This is a genomic window from Variovorax sp. dw_954, from assembly GCF_018449755.1.
Taxonomy (GTDB): Bacteria; Pseudomonadota; Gammaproteobacteria; order Burkholderiales; family Burkholderiaceae_C; genus Variovorax.
The window spans coordinates 44,749-59,145 of record NZ_JAAVVD010000022.1; the positions used below are offsets into that span (position 1 = coordinate 44,749).

General features: G+C 67.9%; 14 protein-coding genes. 9 read left to right on the plus strand and 5 right to left on the minus strand.

Going from position 1 to position 14,397, the window contains the following annotated elements; genetic code table 11:
- Positions 1 to 64: 64 nt before the first annotated feature.
- The 3 genes from HB681_RS27725 (at position 65) to HB681_RS27735 (ending at position 3,607) form a co-directional block, all read left to right on the plus strand.
- Entirely contained in the window at positions 65 to 1,366 is a 1,302-nt protein-coding gene (locus tag HB681_RS27725; protein WP_213958097.1) for an acetyl-CoA hydrolase/transferase C-terminal domain-containing protein, read from the plus strand.
- A 64-nt stretch (positions 1,367 to 1,430) separates the two neighbouring features.
- Positions 1,431 to 2,420 (plus strand): tripartite tricarboxylate transporter substrate binding protein, encoded by a 990-nt coding sequence (locus tag HB681_RS27730; RefSeq protein WP_213958098.1) that lies wholly within the window; start codon positions 1,431 to 1,433, stop codon positions 2,418 to 2,420.
- Between the two features lie 14 nt (positions 2,421 to 2,434).
- On the plus strand, positions 2,435 to 3,607 hold the full coding sequence (locus HB681_RS27735; RefSeq protein ID WP_213958099.1) for a M20 aminoacylase family protein: 1,173 nt from the start codon (positions 2,435 to 2,437) through the stop codon (positions 3,605 to 3,607).
- Between the two features lie 157 nt (positions 3,608 to 3,764).
- On the opposite strand, the gene HB681_RS27740 is transcribed toward HB681_RS27735, so the two are convergent.
- Positions 3,765 to 4,445, minus strand: coding sequence for a response regulator transcription factor (locus tag HB681_RS27740; RefSeq protein ID WP_213958100.1), 681 nt, complete (start codon positions 4,443 to 4,445; stop codon positions 3,765 to 3,767).
- 221 nt (positions 4,446 to 4,666) lie between these two features.
- On the opposite strand from HB681_RS27740, the gene HB681_RS27745 reads away from it, so the two are divergent.
- Positions 4,667 to 5,998, plus strand: a complete 1,332-nt coding sequence (locus HB681_RS27745; protein ID WP_213958101.1) for a DotU family type IV/VI secretion system protein — start codon at positions 4,667 to 4,669, stop codon at positions 5,996 to 5,998.
- 1 nt (position 5,999) lies between these two features.
- Entirely contained in the window at positions 6,000 to 7,058 is a 1,059-nt protein-coding gene (locus HB681_RS27750) for a type VI secretion system protein (protein WP_213958102.1), read from the plus strand.
- A gap of 18 nt (positions 7,059 to 7,076) precedes the next feature.
- Here HB681_RS27750 and tssJ read toward each other — a convergent pair whose 3' ends face one another.
- Positions 7,077 to 7,607, minus strand: a complete 531-nt coding sequence (gene tssJ / locus HB681_RS27755; protein ID WP_213958103.1) for a type VI secretion system lipoprotein TssJ — start codon at positions 7,605 to 7,607, stop codon at positions 7,077 to 7,079.
- A 71-nt stretch (positions 7,608 to 7,678) separates the two neighbouring features.
- On the opposite strand from tssJ, the gene tssA reads away from it, so the two are divergent.
- The 4 genes from tssA (at position 7,679) to HB681_RS27775 (ending at position 11,458) form a co-directional block, all read left to right on the plus strand.
- Complete coding sequence (tssA, locus tag HB681_RS27760) at positions 7,679 to 8,731, plus strand: type VI secretion system protein TssA (RefSeq protein ID WP_213958104.1); 1,053 nt, start codon at positions 7,679 to 7,681, stop codon at positions 8,729 to 8,731.
- Between the two features lie 46 nt (positions 8,732 to 8,777).
- Positions 8,778 to 9,296 (plus strand): type VI secretion system contractile sheath small subunit, encoded by a 519-nt coding sequence (gene tssB / locus HB681_RS27765; RefSeq protein ID WP_213958105.1) that lies wholly within the window; start codon positions 8,778 to 8,780, stop codon positions 9,294 to 9,296.
- 41 nt (positions 9,297 to 9,337) lie between these two features.
- The gene (gene tssC, locus HB681_RS27770; RefSeq protein WP_213958106.1) at positions 9,338 to 10,834 is read left to right on the plus strand and encodes a type VI secretion system contractile sheath large subunit; all 1,497 of its coding nucleotides are present in this window, start codon (positions 9,338 to 9,340) and stop codon (positions 10,832 to 10,834) included.
- Positions 10,835 to 10,972: 138 nt separating this feature from the next.
- Complete coding sequence (locus HB681_RS27775) at positions 10,973 to 11,458, plus strand: type VI secretion system tube protein Hcp (RefSeq protein WP_213958107.1); 486 nt, start codon at positions 10,973 to 10,975, stop codon at positions 11,456 to 11,458.
- A 131-nt stretch (positions 11,459 to 11,589) separates the two neighbouring features.
- On the opposite strand, the gene HB681_RS27780 is transcribed toward HB681_RS27775, so the two are convergent.
- From HB681_RS27780 to HB681_RS27790, 3 genes are read right to left on the minus strand one after another with little or no spacing between them, the layout of a single operon-like run.
- Entirely contained in the window at positions 11,590 to 12,354 is a 765-nt protein-coding gene (locus HB681_RS27780; protein WP_213958108.1) for a protein phosphatase 2C domain-containing protein, read from the minus strand.
- A gap of 57 nt (positions 12,355 to 12,411) precedes the next feature.
- The gene (tagH, locus tag HB681_RS27785; protein ID WP_213958109.1) at positions 12,412 to 14,181 is read right to left on the minus strand and encodes a type VI secretion system-associated FHA domain protein TagH; all 1,770 of its coding nucleotides are present in this window, start codon (positions 14,179 to 14,181) and stop codon (positions 12,412 to 12,414) included.
- A gap of 31 nt (positions 14,182 to 14,212) precedes the next feature.
- Positions 14,213 to 14,395 (minus strand): hypothetical protein, encoded by a 183-nt coding sequence (locus tag HB681_RS27790; RefSeq protein ID WP_213958110.1) that lies wholly within the window; start codon positions 14,393 to 14,395, stop codon positions 14,213 to 14,215.
- Positions 14,396 to 14,397: the final 2 nt, after the last annotated feature.

The following is a 14,397-nucleotide window of genomic DNA, read 5'->3' on the forward strand; positions in this document are numbered from 1 at the left end:
ATAGTATCGAAAATATCTATGCATGTCATGATGTTGAACCCCTCACATCGCGAACTGGCAAGAAATGAGACAAGCAGGCGAGCCTTTGCTGCAGGACTGGATCCGGCCCGGCGACACCGTCATGTGGGGCCAGGGCACAGCCGAGCCATTGACGCTGACGCAGGCCCTGGTGGCGCAACGCGCGTCGATCGCGCGCCACGGTCGTGTGCGCGTGTGGGTAGGACTGGGTTTCGGGGGCACCTTGCAGCCGGAGCATGCCGACTGCCTCGACTTCGTGGGCTATATCTCCGGCGCATCGCAGCGCGGCCTGGCACAGGCCGGCGTGCTCGACGTGCTGCCAGTGCACTACTCGCAGTTGCCCGCGATGATCCGGAGCGGCGCGCTGAAGGTCGACGTACTGATGCTGCAGGTGCCGCCGCCCGGCGCCGACGGGCGCTACCAACTGGGCCTGGCGCACGAATACCTGGGCGCAGCGCTGGAAGTGGCGCGCACGGTGCTGGTCGAGGTGCATCCCGACCTGCCGCAATTGCATGGCGGCCCGGGCATTGGCCCGGAGCGCGTGGCTGCCTGCTTCGAGGCGCGTCATCCGATCGTCGACGCGCCGGCCGCGCGCATCGGTCCGGTCGAGCAGGCCATCGCCGCGCACATCGCCGCGCTGGTGGAAAACGGCGCGACGCTGCAGCTGGGCATCGGCGCCGTGCCGGAGGCAGTGCCCGCTGCGCTGCTCGACCGCCGCGACCTGGGCCTGCACAGCGGCGCGGCCGGCGACGGCATCGTCGCGCTGGCCGAATCGGGCGCACTCACGCATGCGCGCAAGATTGTGGACAAGGGCGTCGGCGTGCTCGGCATCCTGCTCGGGGGACGGCGGCTGCGCGAGTTCGCCCATCGCAACACGAGCCTGCGGCTGTGCGGCACCGAGTACACGCATGACCCCGAGGTGCTGGCCGCGCAGGAGCGGCTGGTGGCCATCAACGGCGCCATCGAGGTCGACCTGACCGGTCAGGTCAATGCCGAGGTGGCCGACGGCGTCTACGTCGGCGCGGTCGGCGGGGCGGTCGATTTCCTGCGCGGCGCGCGTCGCAGCCGGGGCGGCCTGCCCATCGTCGGGCTGCCGGCCCGCTCGGGTGCGCGCAGCCGCATCGTCCTGAACCTGGCCGGGCCGGTGAGCACCTCGCGCGCCGACGCGGGGCTCATCGTGACCGAATACGGTGTGGCCGACCTGCGCGACCAGCCGCTGTCGGTGCGCGTGCGCCGCATGATCGCCATCGCCGCGCCCGAGCATCGCGAGGCCCTGGAGCGCGAGTCGTATACGCTGCTGGCGCGAGCGGGAGCCGCCCTGGGCCCCGCCGCGTTCCGGGAGGCGTAGCGCGCAACGCAGTCGAGTGCCGGCGCGCGTCCTCCTTTCCCGGTCATCAAGGAGGCAACGACAAATGAACCCGAACACCCGTTTCACCCGCCGCGGCGCCGCCGCCCTCGCGCTCACAGGACTGGCCGCCGGCCGCGCCGCGTGGGCACAGGACAGCCAGCCCGTGACCATCATCGTTCCCTACCCGGCCGGCGGCGCGTCCGACATCGTTGCGCGGCGCATCGCACCGCATCTCGCGAAGGCATTGAAGATGCCGGTGGTGGTCCAGAACATCCCGGGGGCCGGCGGCGCAATCGGCGCACAGAAGCTGCTGGCGTCGCCGGCGGATGGCCGCACGCTGTTCTACGGATCGCCGAACGAGCTGATCCTGGTGCCGACGCTGAATGCCGCCGTCAAGTACAAGCCGACTGCGTTCGTACCTGTGGGCATCACCACCCGCACGCCGATGATCCTGGTCGCCCGCACCGGACTGCCCGTGAAGAATGCCGACGAGTTGCAGAAGTACGCCAGGAACGCACCGCGCGAGCTGACGTACGGCAGCGTGGGCGCAGGCTCATTCCAGCATGTGCTGGGCGCCCACATCGGCGCGTTGATGGGCGTGAAGCTGCTGCACGTGCCCTACACGGGCGCGGCGCCGATGTACAACGACATGCTCGGCCAGCAAGTGGACATTGCCGTCGCGACGCTCAGTGGCGGCGCGCTGGACTACGTCAAGGGCGGAAAGGTGACGTCGCTGGGCATGCTCACCCGCGAGCGCAGCCCGCTGGCGCCCCAATTCGCCACGGTGCAGGAAAGCCACGCGCTCAAGGGCGTGAACTTCACGACCTGGGGCGGCCTGTTCGTGCGGGCGACCACGCCTGCGCCGCTGGTGGAGCGCCTGCAGGCCGCGTTCCGGGAAGCCATCGCGGTGACCACGTTGCGGGCCGGCATCCGGTCCGGCGGCAGCGAACCGATGCCGCCGATGACGGCAGCCGAGCAACATAAGCTCTATCGTGACGACGCGGCGCGCTACGCCAAGCTCGTCAAGGACCTGAACATCCGCATCGAACCTTAAGGAAAAAACTACTCATGGACGCAACCCAACTCCTCGACCGCATGCAACTGCTCGCGCCGGAAATGGTGGCCATCCGGCGCCAGATCCACGCGAATCCGGAACTCGCATTCGCGGAGCACCAGACCAGCGACCTGGTGGCCGAAAAGCTCGCGGCCTGGGGTTATGAAGTGCATCGCGGCCTGGCTGGCACCGGCGTGGTCGGTACGCTGCGCGAAGGCACCGGCACGCGCCGCCTGGGCATTCGCGCCGACATGGATGCGCTGCCCATCGTCGAGAACACCGGCCTGGCATGGGCCAGCCGGCGCATCGGCTGCATGCACGCCTGCGGCCATGACGGCCATACGGCGATGTTGCTCTGCGCGGCGCGCTACCTGTCCGAGCACCGCGGCTTCGACGGCACGCTGAACCTGATCTTCCAGCCAGCCGAGGAGAACGAGGGCGGTGCGCGGGTCATGATCGAGGAGGGCCTGTTCGAGCGCTTTCCCTGCGATGCGGTGTTCGCGCTGCACAACGGGCCCGGCATTCCTGTCGGCCAGATGGCGATACGCGAAGGCGCGGCGATGGCATCGTTCGACCGCGTGACCATCACGCTCACCGGCGTGAGCGCGCACGGCGCCATGCCGCACCACGGCATCGACCCGATGCAGTGCGCTGCCAGCATCGTGCTGGGGCTGCAGAGCCTGGTGTCGCGCGAGGTGAACGCGCACAAGGCCGCGGTGATCACCGTGGGCTCGCTGCAGTCGGGCGAGGTCTACAACATCGTGCCGGAGCGCGCCATCCTGAAGATCGGCGTGCGTGCGCTCGACCCTGCGGTGCGCGACCAGATCGAGCGCCGCCTGAAGGCCTTCGTGCAGGCGCAGGCCGAGAGCTATGGCCTGAAGTGCGAGATCGACTACATCCAGAAATACCCGGTGCTGGTGAACCACGAGCGCGAAACGGCATTCGCGCGCCAGATCGCGGTCGACATGTTCGGCGAGGACAAGGTGGTGCAGCGCGACCCGGCGATGGGCAGCGAGGACTTCGCCTACATGCTGCAGGTGGTGCCCGGCTCCTATGTGGTGCTGGGCAACGGCACGGGCGAGGACGGCGGCTGCATGGTGCACAACCCGAAGTACGACTTCAACGATCGCGCCCTGCCGCTGGGTGCGAGCTACTGGGTGAGCCTGGCGCAGCGATTCCTGGCCTGAAGCGAGGTGGTGCGGGGCGGAGGGCTGCTGAATGCGGACTTCGAACGCAGAGGACGCAAAAGAAGACAAGAAGAAACCAGAAAATTATTCTTTGGTTTTCCTTCTGCGACTTCTGCGAAACCTTTGCGACTTCTGCGTTCGGGTCCGGCTCCCGATTTCAGGTCTGCGCTTCAGTCAGCGTCTGCGCAGCCACCACGGCCTCGGTGCGGTTGCGGACGTTGAGGGCGCGGAAGATGGCGGCCAGGTGGATCTTCACGGTGCCTTCGCTGATGCCGAGGCTGCGGCCGATCAGCTTGTTGGGCTTGCCTTGCGACAGCAGTTGCAGCACCTCGACCTGGCGCTCGGTCAGCACCTTGCGCAGGTGTTCCAGCGTGTGGGCGCTGTTGGCGCCTCGCGGCGCCGCGGCGTCGGCACCGACGGTGACGCCCGGCACGATGCCCGGGGGCACGGCGGACAGCATCAGCGGCGGCACGTAGACGCCGCCGGCCAGCACCAGCCGGACGGCCGAGATCATGACTTCGGGCGAATAGGCCTTGGGGATGAAGCCGAGCACGCCCACTTCGAGCGCGCTGCGCATCACGGTCGGGTCTTCGTAGCCGGACAGCACGATCACCGGCACCGCGGGATGGCGGCGGCGGATTTCCTCGATGTGGGCCTGGCCTTCGGCGCCCGGCATGTTGAGATCGATCACGGCCAGGTCGAGGTCATCGGAAGCGCTTGCCAGCAATTCATCCACGCTCATGGCGAGCACGAATTCGATGGCAGGTTCCAGCTCGGACAACTTGGCCTTGACCGCTTCTATGACGAGCCGGTGGTCGTCGGCGATCAGGATTTTCATGGCGCACCCCCGGCGGCAAAAATTTGTTAACGCAAGTGTGAAGATAGCGACCTTTGGCGGCGCCGGCAAGCCGGGCCGCCGCCCGAAAGGCATAGCTCCCACGAAGTATGGTGCATGCCCGCGACGCCCGGAAGAATCAGGGGACTTCCAGAACGGACGGGACGGAGCATGCGCCGAAACCACACCGGCTTCGCGCCCACGCAGCATAGCCGCGAGCAGCCATGAGCCGCCATCGCCTGCTCGAATTCTTCCAACCCCTGTTCTCGCTCGGTCTCGAACTGGAGGTCGCGATCCACGCCGGCCATGCGGAGGCGCCGGTGGAGGAACCCCAGGCCCGGGCGCTCGCGCTGCTGGAACAGGCGCGCGCACAGGCGCTGGCCGCCGGGCAGCCGGCGGATCGGGTCGAGTCGGCGTCATTCGCGCTGGTCGCCTGGCTCGACGAGATCCTCGCGCGCCGCCCCGCATGGCACGCAGGCCTGCCGCCGCTGCAGGTGCGGCTGTTCAACTCCAACAACGCGCACACCGAGTTCTTCCATCACTTGTCCTCGCTGCAGGCAGAGGACGACGAACTGCGCGAGGTGTACTGGCATGTGCTGGCGAACGGCTTTCGCGGCCAGTATTACTTCGAGAACGGCGACAGCGGCGAGCTCGGCAAGCTGAAGGCGCTGCATGCCCGCCAACTGGCCACGCCGCCGCTGGCGCTGGAAGAGATCGCGCGGGAGCACATCACGCCGCAACCGTATTCGGTGCCGGACCCGCCGGGCCCGAGCAAGCCGGAGCAGCGGGAGCGGACCATGCTGCGCGGCGGGCTGGCGCTGGCGCTGCTGCTGCCGCTGGCCATGCTGCTGTGGCTGTTCGTGGCCCACCCGCCCACGGCGCCGACCACGCTCGCGCAACGCGTCGACCTCCGCCTGCAGGCCTTCGCATGCGCCGACCTGCAGGCCACCGTGACGGACAGCGGCATGGCCGAGGTGCGCGGCTTCGTGTCGCAGGCCGAGGACCTGCAGCGCGTGCAGCGCGAGGTGTCGGCGGTGCAGGGGGTGAGGTCGACGCGCGTGGAACTGGCGGTGCGGGTGTGGCCGTATTGCGAAGTGGTCGCGATGCTCAAGCCCTACCAGATGCGCAACCGCGAAAAGCAGTGGGGGCTGACCGTGTACTCGAAGACGGCGCGCAACGGCCAGCTGCGCGAAGGCGATCCGGTGCTGCTGCAGCTCACGCAGCCCAACTACGACGGCTTCGTCTGGGTCGACTACTTCACCGCCGATGGCTCGGTGCTGCATTTCAATGCGGGCCGCAACCCGCGCCGCCACGCCGCCGCAGAGCGCATCGAGATCGGCGCGGACGTGCCCTCGAGCTGGCTGGTGAGCCCGCCCTTCGGCACCGTGCTGGTGACGGTGCTGGCCTCGCCCACGGCCTTCAGCGAAAACGTCGACAGGCCGCCTTTCGAGCTGGCCTCCGACTACCTGCTGCGCTTGCGCGAATCGCTGTCCTTGCACAAGGACCCGGAGCGACTGATCGCCGAGTTCGAATTCCTGCAGACCACGGAGAGATGAGGTGAGCGCACTGCCCCACCCCTTCTGGCTGCTGACCGCGGTGTGCGCCGTGGCATTCGCGCTGCTGTGGTGGGGGACGTTGGGGCGGCGTCGGTCGCAGCGGCTGCGCACCTTGCGCACCCGGCTGGCGCGCTCCGACATCGAGGATGCGGACACGGCGCTGGCCGCATTGCCGCATGCGCTGTCCGAAGGGGACGCGGCCGACATCAGCAAGCCGTGGGTGATGTTCGTCGGCAATGCCGCGGCCAACCTGCCGGGGCTGCTGGCGATCGAGGCGCAGCCATGGATGTTCTGGCAAGCGCAGGTGCGTCCGGACATGGCCGCGATCGCGCTGGGCCCGGCGGCAGTGAGCAACGGCGTCGCTGGGCAGCGCGCCCGCGGCCTGTGGCTGCGTGCGCTGATGGCCCTGGCGGAGCAGCGCCCCGCGCTCCCGCTCAACGGCATCGTGGTGTGCGTGGAAGCACGCGAGCTGCTGCAGCCGCCGCCGACGATCGCGCCGCTCGCCGGACGCCTGCAGCGTGTGCTGCGCGAGACCACGCAACTGCTGGAACTGCGGCTGCCCGTGTATGTGGTGGTCACCGGGCTCGAACGGCTGGCCGGCCATGTCGAGGTGTGCGCCGTGCTGCCGCCGCAGGTGCTCGCGCAGGCGATCGGTCATCGGCTTCCCGAGCCCGGCCCTGGCGGCCCGGAAACAGGCCCGGAAATGGACGCGCCCGTTTCCGATACAGCGGGCGCGCGCTTCGACGCCTTGTTCGCCACCCTGTCGGCCCGCTTGCGCGCGCTCGGCGCGGGCCTGTTGCGGGAGCATCCCGACGCACCGGCCGGGCGCCTGGCGAGCCATCAGTGGGTGGAACAGCTGATCGCGCTGGAGCCGGCATTGCGCGAACTGGTGGTCAAGCTGTTCGAGCCGGAGAACGACAGGCCGGCCGCCTGCTTCTGGCGCGGCCTCTACCTGACCGGCGCCTCGTCGCCGCAGAGCCAGGCCGCCTTCAGCTCGGACCTGCTGCAGCACTTCCTGCCGGCGGACCAGTCGCTGGCGCGGCTGCACCGGGCGTCGTGATTCCGCGCAGGCCGCGCCCTACTTCTTGGGTGGCGGCGGCGGTGGCGCGGGGACCGAGTCGATCTTCATCTGCCGCGCGCCCACCGTGACCGTCACGATCTGCCCCTTGCCCGGTTCGACAGGGCGCACTTCGCGCCAGCGGGCATGGTCGAGGTCGCGGTAGGCGCCCATCACGCCCCAGGCCTTGGCATCGGCGGGCAGCACGAACTGCACCTTCTTGCTTTCACCGGGGCGCAGCAGCATCTCCTCGCGCTGCACCGTGTCGGCGGCCAGGATGGCGGTGTCCTTCTCGAACAGGGTAAAGAAATCCGCGCCTTCGAAGGCGGCGGTGGTCTTGAACGCGTAGAGGCGCACCGTGATGGGAGAGGCACGGCCGCGCGTATCGGGGTTGGCATCCGGGCCCGCGGTGATCGTGAAGTCCATCGGCGTGGTGACGGGCGGCGGCGGCGGCGGCTTGGCGGCGCAGCCGGCCAGCGCCAGCCCCACGAGCAACGAAGCGAGGACCGCGTGGTTGCCATAGGGCAAACGGTGGGTGCCAAGAAGACGCATGCTATTTCCTTCGTTGCATTGACCGGTCCGGACGCTTCTTTGATTATCACCAGTCAATTCGAACAGGCAACATGCTGACTCCCGAACTCGTCGAGGCCTTGCAAGCGCCCATCAGCGAGGCATCGCCTGTGGGCGACGACCTTGAGCATGACCCGGCCTTCACCGCACTGGACACCGCATCCCAAGGCAAGCCCGAGCAGCAGTTCGGCGACAAGGTCATTCCTGCGGTGGAGCCTGAATGGCGGCTGGTCTCGGACCAGTCGCAGGCGCTGTTGCGACGCGCCAAGGACGTGCGCCTGGCGATGCTGCTGCTGCGCGCGTCGACGCGCCAGCAGGGCGTGGTCGGCTTCAGCCTGGGCTTGCAACTATTGACAGCCTTGCTCGACACCTACTGGGAAGGCATCCATCCGGTGCTGGACGCCGAGGAGGACAACGACCCGACGATGCGCCTCAATGCGCTCGCGCCGCTGACCCAGCAGTCGATGGTGGTGCGCGACCTCTACGAAGCTTCGGTGGGCGTCTCGCGCGGCGTCGGACCGATCAAGGTGCGCGACATCGCGATCGCGCACAACCTGATCACGCCGGTCGGCGGCGGAACAGGCTACTCGCCGGCCCAGGTGCACGGCGCGCTGGCCGAGATCCATGTCGAACATCCGGAGACGATGCCGCTGCTGCAAGGCATCCTGGCGCAGGTGGCTGCACTGCAGGCGCTGGTGACCGATCGCACCGGCCGGGCCGATGCGATGGACCTCGATCCGCTACGCCGCGTCGGCGTCGTGCTGCGCAGCGCCGCCACGGCGGTGGTGGGCGAAGGCGCAGAGACAGGGCCCGACGGTGAGACCGGCAATACCGGTGAAGCGGGCGACGGCGACGCGCCCGCGAGCGGCGCCCGACCCGCAGCGGCCCGCGCTGGCGAACTCGGCAGTCGGCAGGACGTGCTGCTCACACTCGACCGCGTGATCCGCTACCTGCAACAGACCGAACCGGGCAATCCCGCGCCCCTTCTGATCGAACGCGCCAAGCGCCTGATCGGCGTGAGCTTCTTCGAGATCATGGCCGACCTCGCGCCCAATGCGCTCGACACCATCGAAACAGTGACGGGCCCGCGCCCGTCATCGGAGTGAGCCTCTTTCCAGCGAACCGCTACTTCCAACGCAAGGAGTTACTTCCATGGCCACCAGCAGTCAGAAATTCGTCGCCCGCAACCGGGCGCCTCGCGTGCAGATCGAATACGACGTCGAACTCTACGGCGCGGAGAAGAAGATCCAGTTGCCCTTTGTGATGGGCGTGCTGGCGGATCTGTCGGGCAAGCCGGCCGACCCGGACAAGGTCATCCCGGTGGCCGACCGCAAGTTCCTCGAATTCGACGTCGACAACTTCGACACCCGCATGAAGGCGATGAAGCCGCATGCCGCCTTCTCCGTGCCCAACACGCTGACCGGCGAGGGTGAGCTCAAGGTCGACCTGACCTTCGAGAACATGGAGGACTTCTCCCCCGCCGCGGTGGCGCGCAAGGTCGATGCGCTGAACAAGCTGCTGGAAGCACGCACGCAGTTGTCGAACCTGGTCACCTACATGGACGGCAAGGGCGGCGCGGAAGACCTCCTGGCCAAGGTGCTGGAGAACCCCGAACTGCTGAAGACGCTGGCCGCCAGCAAGAAGCCCGAGGACGCCGCGCCTGCCGCGTGACGCCTGACTGAACATTTCACTGAACATCAGGAGAACGCATCATGGCCACCGAAGCAGTCGAGCAGCAGAGCGCACTGAAAGACGTTGCGCTGGAAGGGAACGACTTCTCGTCGCTCCTGCAGAAGGAATTCAAGCCGCGCAGCGACGAGGCCAAGAGCGCCGTCGAAGCCGCGGTGCTCACGCTGGCGCAGCAGGCGCTGAGCAACACCGCGGTCATCGGCAAGGACGTGACCAAGTCGATCCAGGCCATGATCGCCGCGATCGACGCCAAGCTCTCGGAGCAGATCAACAAGATCCTGCACAACGAGGACTTCCAGAAGATCGAGAGTGCATGGCGCGGCCTGCACTACATGGTGAACAACACCGAGACCGACGAGAACCTCAAGATCCGCGTGATGGACATCTCGAAGAAGGATCTCCACAAGCAGCTCAAGAAGTTCAAGGGCGCGGCCTGGGACCAGAGCCCGATGTTCAAGAAGGTCTATGAACAGGAATACGGCCAGTTCGGCGGCGAGCCCTTCGGCGCCATCGTCGGCGACTACCACTTCGACCAGAGCCCGCCCGACGTGGAACTGCTCGGCGAGATGGCCAAGATCGCAGCCGCCGCGCATGCGCCCTTCATCACCGGCGCGAGCCCGCACCTGATGCAGATGGAATCGTGGCAGGAACTGGCCAACCCGCGCGACCTCACGAAGATCTTCCTCACGCCCGAATACGCCGGCTGGCGCTCGCTGCGCGAATCGGACGACTCGCGCTACCTCGGCATGTGCATGCCGCGCTTCCTGGCGCGCACGCCGTACGGCGCCAAGACCAATCCGGTGGAGGACTTCGACTTCGAGGAAGACGTGGCTGGCGCCGACCACAGCCATTACGCCTGGGCCAACGCGGCCTATGCGATGGCCACCAACATCAACCGCTCGTACAAGATGTACGGCTGGGGCTCGCGCATCCGCGGCATCGAGTCGGGCGGCGCGGTGGAAGGCCTGCCGCTGCACACCTTCCCGAGCGACGATGGCGGTGTCGACCAGAAGTGCCCGACCGAGATCGCCATCAGCGACCGGCGCGAGGCCGAGCTGTCGAAGGCCGGCCTGCTCTCGCTGATCCATCGCAAGAACTCGGACTTCGCGGCCTTCATCGGCGCGCAGTCGCTGCAGAAGCCCTTCGAGTACGACGACCCCGATGCCACCGCCAACGCCAACCTGGCCGCGCGCCTGCCCTACCTGTTCGCCTGCAACCGTTTCGCGCACTACCTCAAGTGCATCGTGCGCGACAAGATCGGCAGCTTCAAGGAACGCAGCGACATGGAGAAGTGGCTCAACAAGTGGATCACCAACTATGTCGACGGCGACCCGTCGACCTCGTCCGAAGAGACCAAGGCGCGCAAGCCCCTGGCCGCGGCCGAAGTGATCGTGGAGGAGGTGGAAGGCAATCCGGGCTACTACAGCTCGAAGTTCTTCCTGCGCCCGCACTACCAGCTGGAGGGGCTCACCGTGTCCCTGCGACTGGTGTCGAAACTGCCCTCCGCGAAAGGTGCGTGACAACGCTGCAAGGTGTTTGAGAACAGGGAGGCGAACTCGTTCTCTCAGCAGCTACTGGCAACTATCGAATCGATTGCCGATGGCGACGAAAGCAAGCAAGCCCGTTATCTATCCACTCTCAACTGAAAGGTGAGCATCATGGCCGTAGACATGTTTATCAAGATAGGCGCGATCGAAGGCGAATCCGTCGATGCCAAGCACAAGAAGGAAATCGACGTCCTGGCCTGGAACTGGGGCCTCTCGCAAAGCGGCACCACGCACGTGGGCACCGGCGGCGGCGCCGGCAAGGTGAACATCCAGGACCTGTCCTTCACGAAGTACACCGACTCCGCCTCGCATGCGCTGATCCTTGCCTGCTGCAAGGGCACGCACTACGACGAAGCCGTCCTGGTCGTGCGCAAGGCCGGCGACAACCCGCTGGAATACATCACCATCACCATGAGCGACCTGATCGTGACCAGCGTCAGCACCGGCGGCAGCGGCGGCGAGGACCGGCTGACGGAGAACATCACGCTCAACTTCGCCAAGGTGAAATACGAATACGACCCGCAGGCCAAGGAAGGCGCGGGCAAGGGCAAGAAGACGGCGGCGTGGAATATCGCGGAGAACACGCCGTTCGGTTGATGGGTTGCGGGCTGGTCCGCTCTCGGCAGCCTTCGGGCGCAGGAGCGGACAGCGGAAGACAAGAAGCAGAAGTCGCGAAAGGGCTTCTGCTTTTTTTTATTGCGGCGCGCCGATGACTTCTGCGACGCCGCCTACGGCAGCATCTGCGTCACGTCGTCATCCGCATGCGCCCACAGCGCCAGCGCGGTGTAGTTGTCATAGCCGGGCTTGGCGCGGCTCCTGACCTGCGCATCGAGTTGCTCGATCCATTGGCTTGGATTGCGCGAAGCTTGCAGCGTCTCGTTCAGGCACGCATCGCCCAGCGGTTCCCAGATGCCGTCAGAGCACAGCAGGATCACGTCGCCCACAGCCAGCGGCACGGGGCGCGAGATGCCAATCTCGGGCGCCGGTTCGATGGCGCCGAGGGCCGACAGCAACATGTTGCGTTGCGGATGCAGCCGCGCGCCTTCGTCGTCGAGCATGCCGCCGGCCACCATCTGCTGGACCAGGCTGTGATCGAGGGAACGGGTCAGCACCGCGCCGCCGCGGAACAGGTAGGCGCGGCTGTCGCCGCAGTGGGCCATGGCCACCGTGTTCTCGTGCAGGTCGATGGCCGCGAGGACCACGGTGGAGCGCATCGCCGACAGCTTGCCGCCCTCGGCCTGGCGCGCCACCACGTCGAGGTTGGCGCGCTCGATGACGTTGCGCAGCAGGTCGGCGTCGAGGCCCGGGCGCTCGGCGAAGGTGGCCAGCACGCTGCTGCGCACGACGGTGGCGGCCACGTCGCCGCCACCGTGGCCACCGGCGCCATCGGCGACGACGCAGACCACGTAGCGGTCGTCGTTCCAGTGGCCGTAGGTGTCCTCGTTGTACGAACGCCCGCCCTGCTTGGACAAGGTCACGATTTCTATCTCCACCCGGCTCTCCTCTTTGTCGTTGTCGCCTCGTGGCTGTCGTGGATGCTCGCCTTCGATCTATTGGCGGCCCGCTTTCAGGCGCGCCATCTGCTCGTCGTAGGCCTGCACGAAGGCCTTGCCGAACAGGCTGTGGAAGTCGTCCTCGGCCTCGGCCGCGATGCCGCCGTACAGCGCGACGAATTCATCCCAAAGCCTGGCCTTGCGATTGCTGAAGAAGGCGTCGAAGGCGGACTTGGAGACGATCTTGCTTTCCAGCTCCGCCGGCGTGAAGCGCGCGAGCACATGCGCGAGCGCGGCACGCATGCCGACCATCACGCCGAACTCGTGGGCACGCAGGTCGTCGTAGGCGTCGCGCATCGCTTCCTCGGGGCTCATGAAGCCGCGCACGCCCTTGCCCAGCAAGTGGGCCAGCGCAACCTCTGCCGTGGGCGAGAACTTGAGCGGATTGTTGGCCTGCGCCGCGATCATCGTGACCTCGGCCTGCACGCCGCGCTTGACCTCCTGGCGGGCATGCAACAGTTGCAAGGTGCCTTCGGCGGCCGTCCGCAGCAGCGCGCCGATGCGCTCCATGAGCTCGGGCGTGAGCGCGGTGGGCATCTGGTGGTTGCTGTTGACGCCGCGCAGGAAGGCGGCGAAGAGGAGGTCGTCGGAAGCGGGTGCGGCGGCGGGCCCTGCTGCGGCAACCGGCGCAGTGGGTGCGGGCGCTGCGCGCGGAGTCGCTGCGAGCGGTGGTGCGACGGGCGGGGTGCGCGGTGGCGCGACTGGCTGGGCCGCCGGCGCTGCGGGTGGCGGACCCGGCATCAGGTTGGCGAAGGGATCGTCGTCGGCATCGGCCGGAAGCTTCCGCCCCGACGGACTCGTGGCAGGCTCGTCGATCAGGTCGCCGAACAGGGGTGTCGGCACCGTGGGATTTGCGCCGAGGTCGTCCATCAGTGAGCCGCCACCGCTGGCTCCGCCGGGAGGGACGACACCCTTGGGCGGCGTATAGCCGAACTGGCCGATGGGCACGTGGTCGCTGCGCGGCGCGGCGACCGGCTTGGGCGTGGCTTGCAGGGCGGCGAGCGGGTCGGCGTTCGACGTCATGCCTGGCTGCAGCAGCGGCGCGCCAAGCGGGCTCTCTCCGAACGGGTCGCTGCCGGGGCCGTTGCCGCCGAGGCCGCCGAACAGGTCATCGATGTTGCTGGCCGGGCCGGGCATCAGGCCGAGGTCGGAGAGGTCCTGGTTCGCGCTGCCGGCGGGGGGTGGCGAAGCGCCCGAACCGAGCAGGTCGGCGAAGGGATCGTCGATCGACGAGGCTGCCGCGGCCTTGCCGGCGGGGTGCGCCATCGGGTCCGGGAACAGGAATGGGTCGGCGGGTGCGCGGGGAGACGGCCCCGCTGCCTTGGACGCCGGCGCGGCAACCGGCGGCGGCGCGGGGGAGCCGAGCCCGGCAAGCAGGTCCGCGAACGGGTCGTCGTCGGGAGACCGCGGGCTGCCGGCGGCTGCCGGAACGGGCGCGGGTGCTGCCACACCGCTCCCCACGCCCTGCACCGAGAGTTCGAAGCCGCCCACGACCAGCCGGTCCCCCGCCGCCAGCGCCGCCTCGCGCCCGGCGCCGAGCGGGTGGCCGTTGTGCTGCAGCGGATTGCTGCCGCGATCGAGGATGAAGAACTGGCCGCCGCGGCACTCCACCTGCGCATGCACGCGGGACACCGTGCGGTCGGGGTCGTCGAGCACCAGCGTGTTGGTCGGCGCGCGCCCGATGGTGCCGCCGGCCGGCCCGAACTGCGCCGACAGGGGCTGCCCCGCCGGCGCACCGCGATGACTGACGACCACCACATTGATCACGGCTTGTGCCTCCTAGTTGACGTCATGTTCACTACTGCAAGCCCGGCTTTGCGCCGGACCACCACAACCATGCGGACACCGCGCCGAAGATCAGCGCGATGAGGAACCAGGTGCGGCTCGCCGGACCGAGTTTGAAGCCCTCGCGGGAGAAGCGCCAGAGGGCGGCCAGCAAAAAGACGGCGCCCAGCAGGGGGAGGATGTAGTGGGTGGCCATGC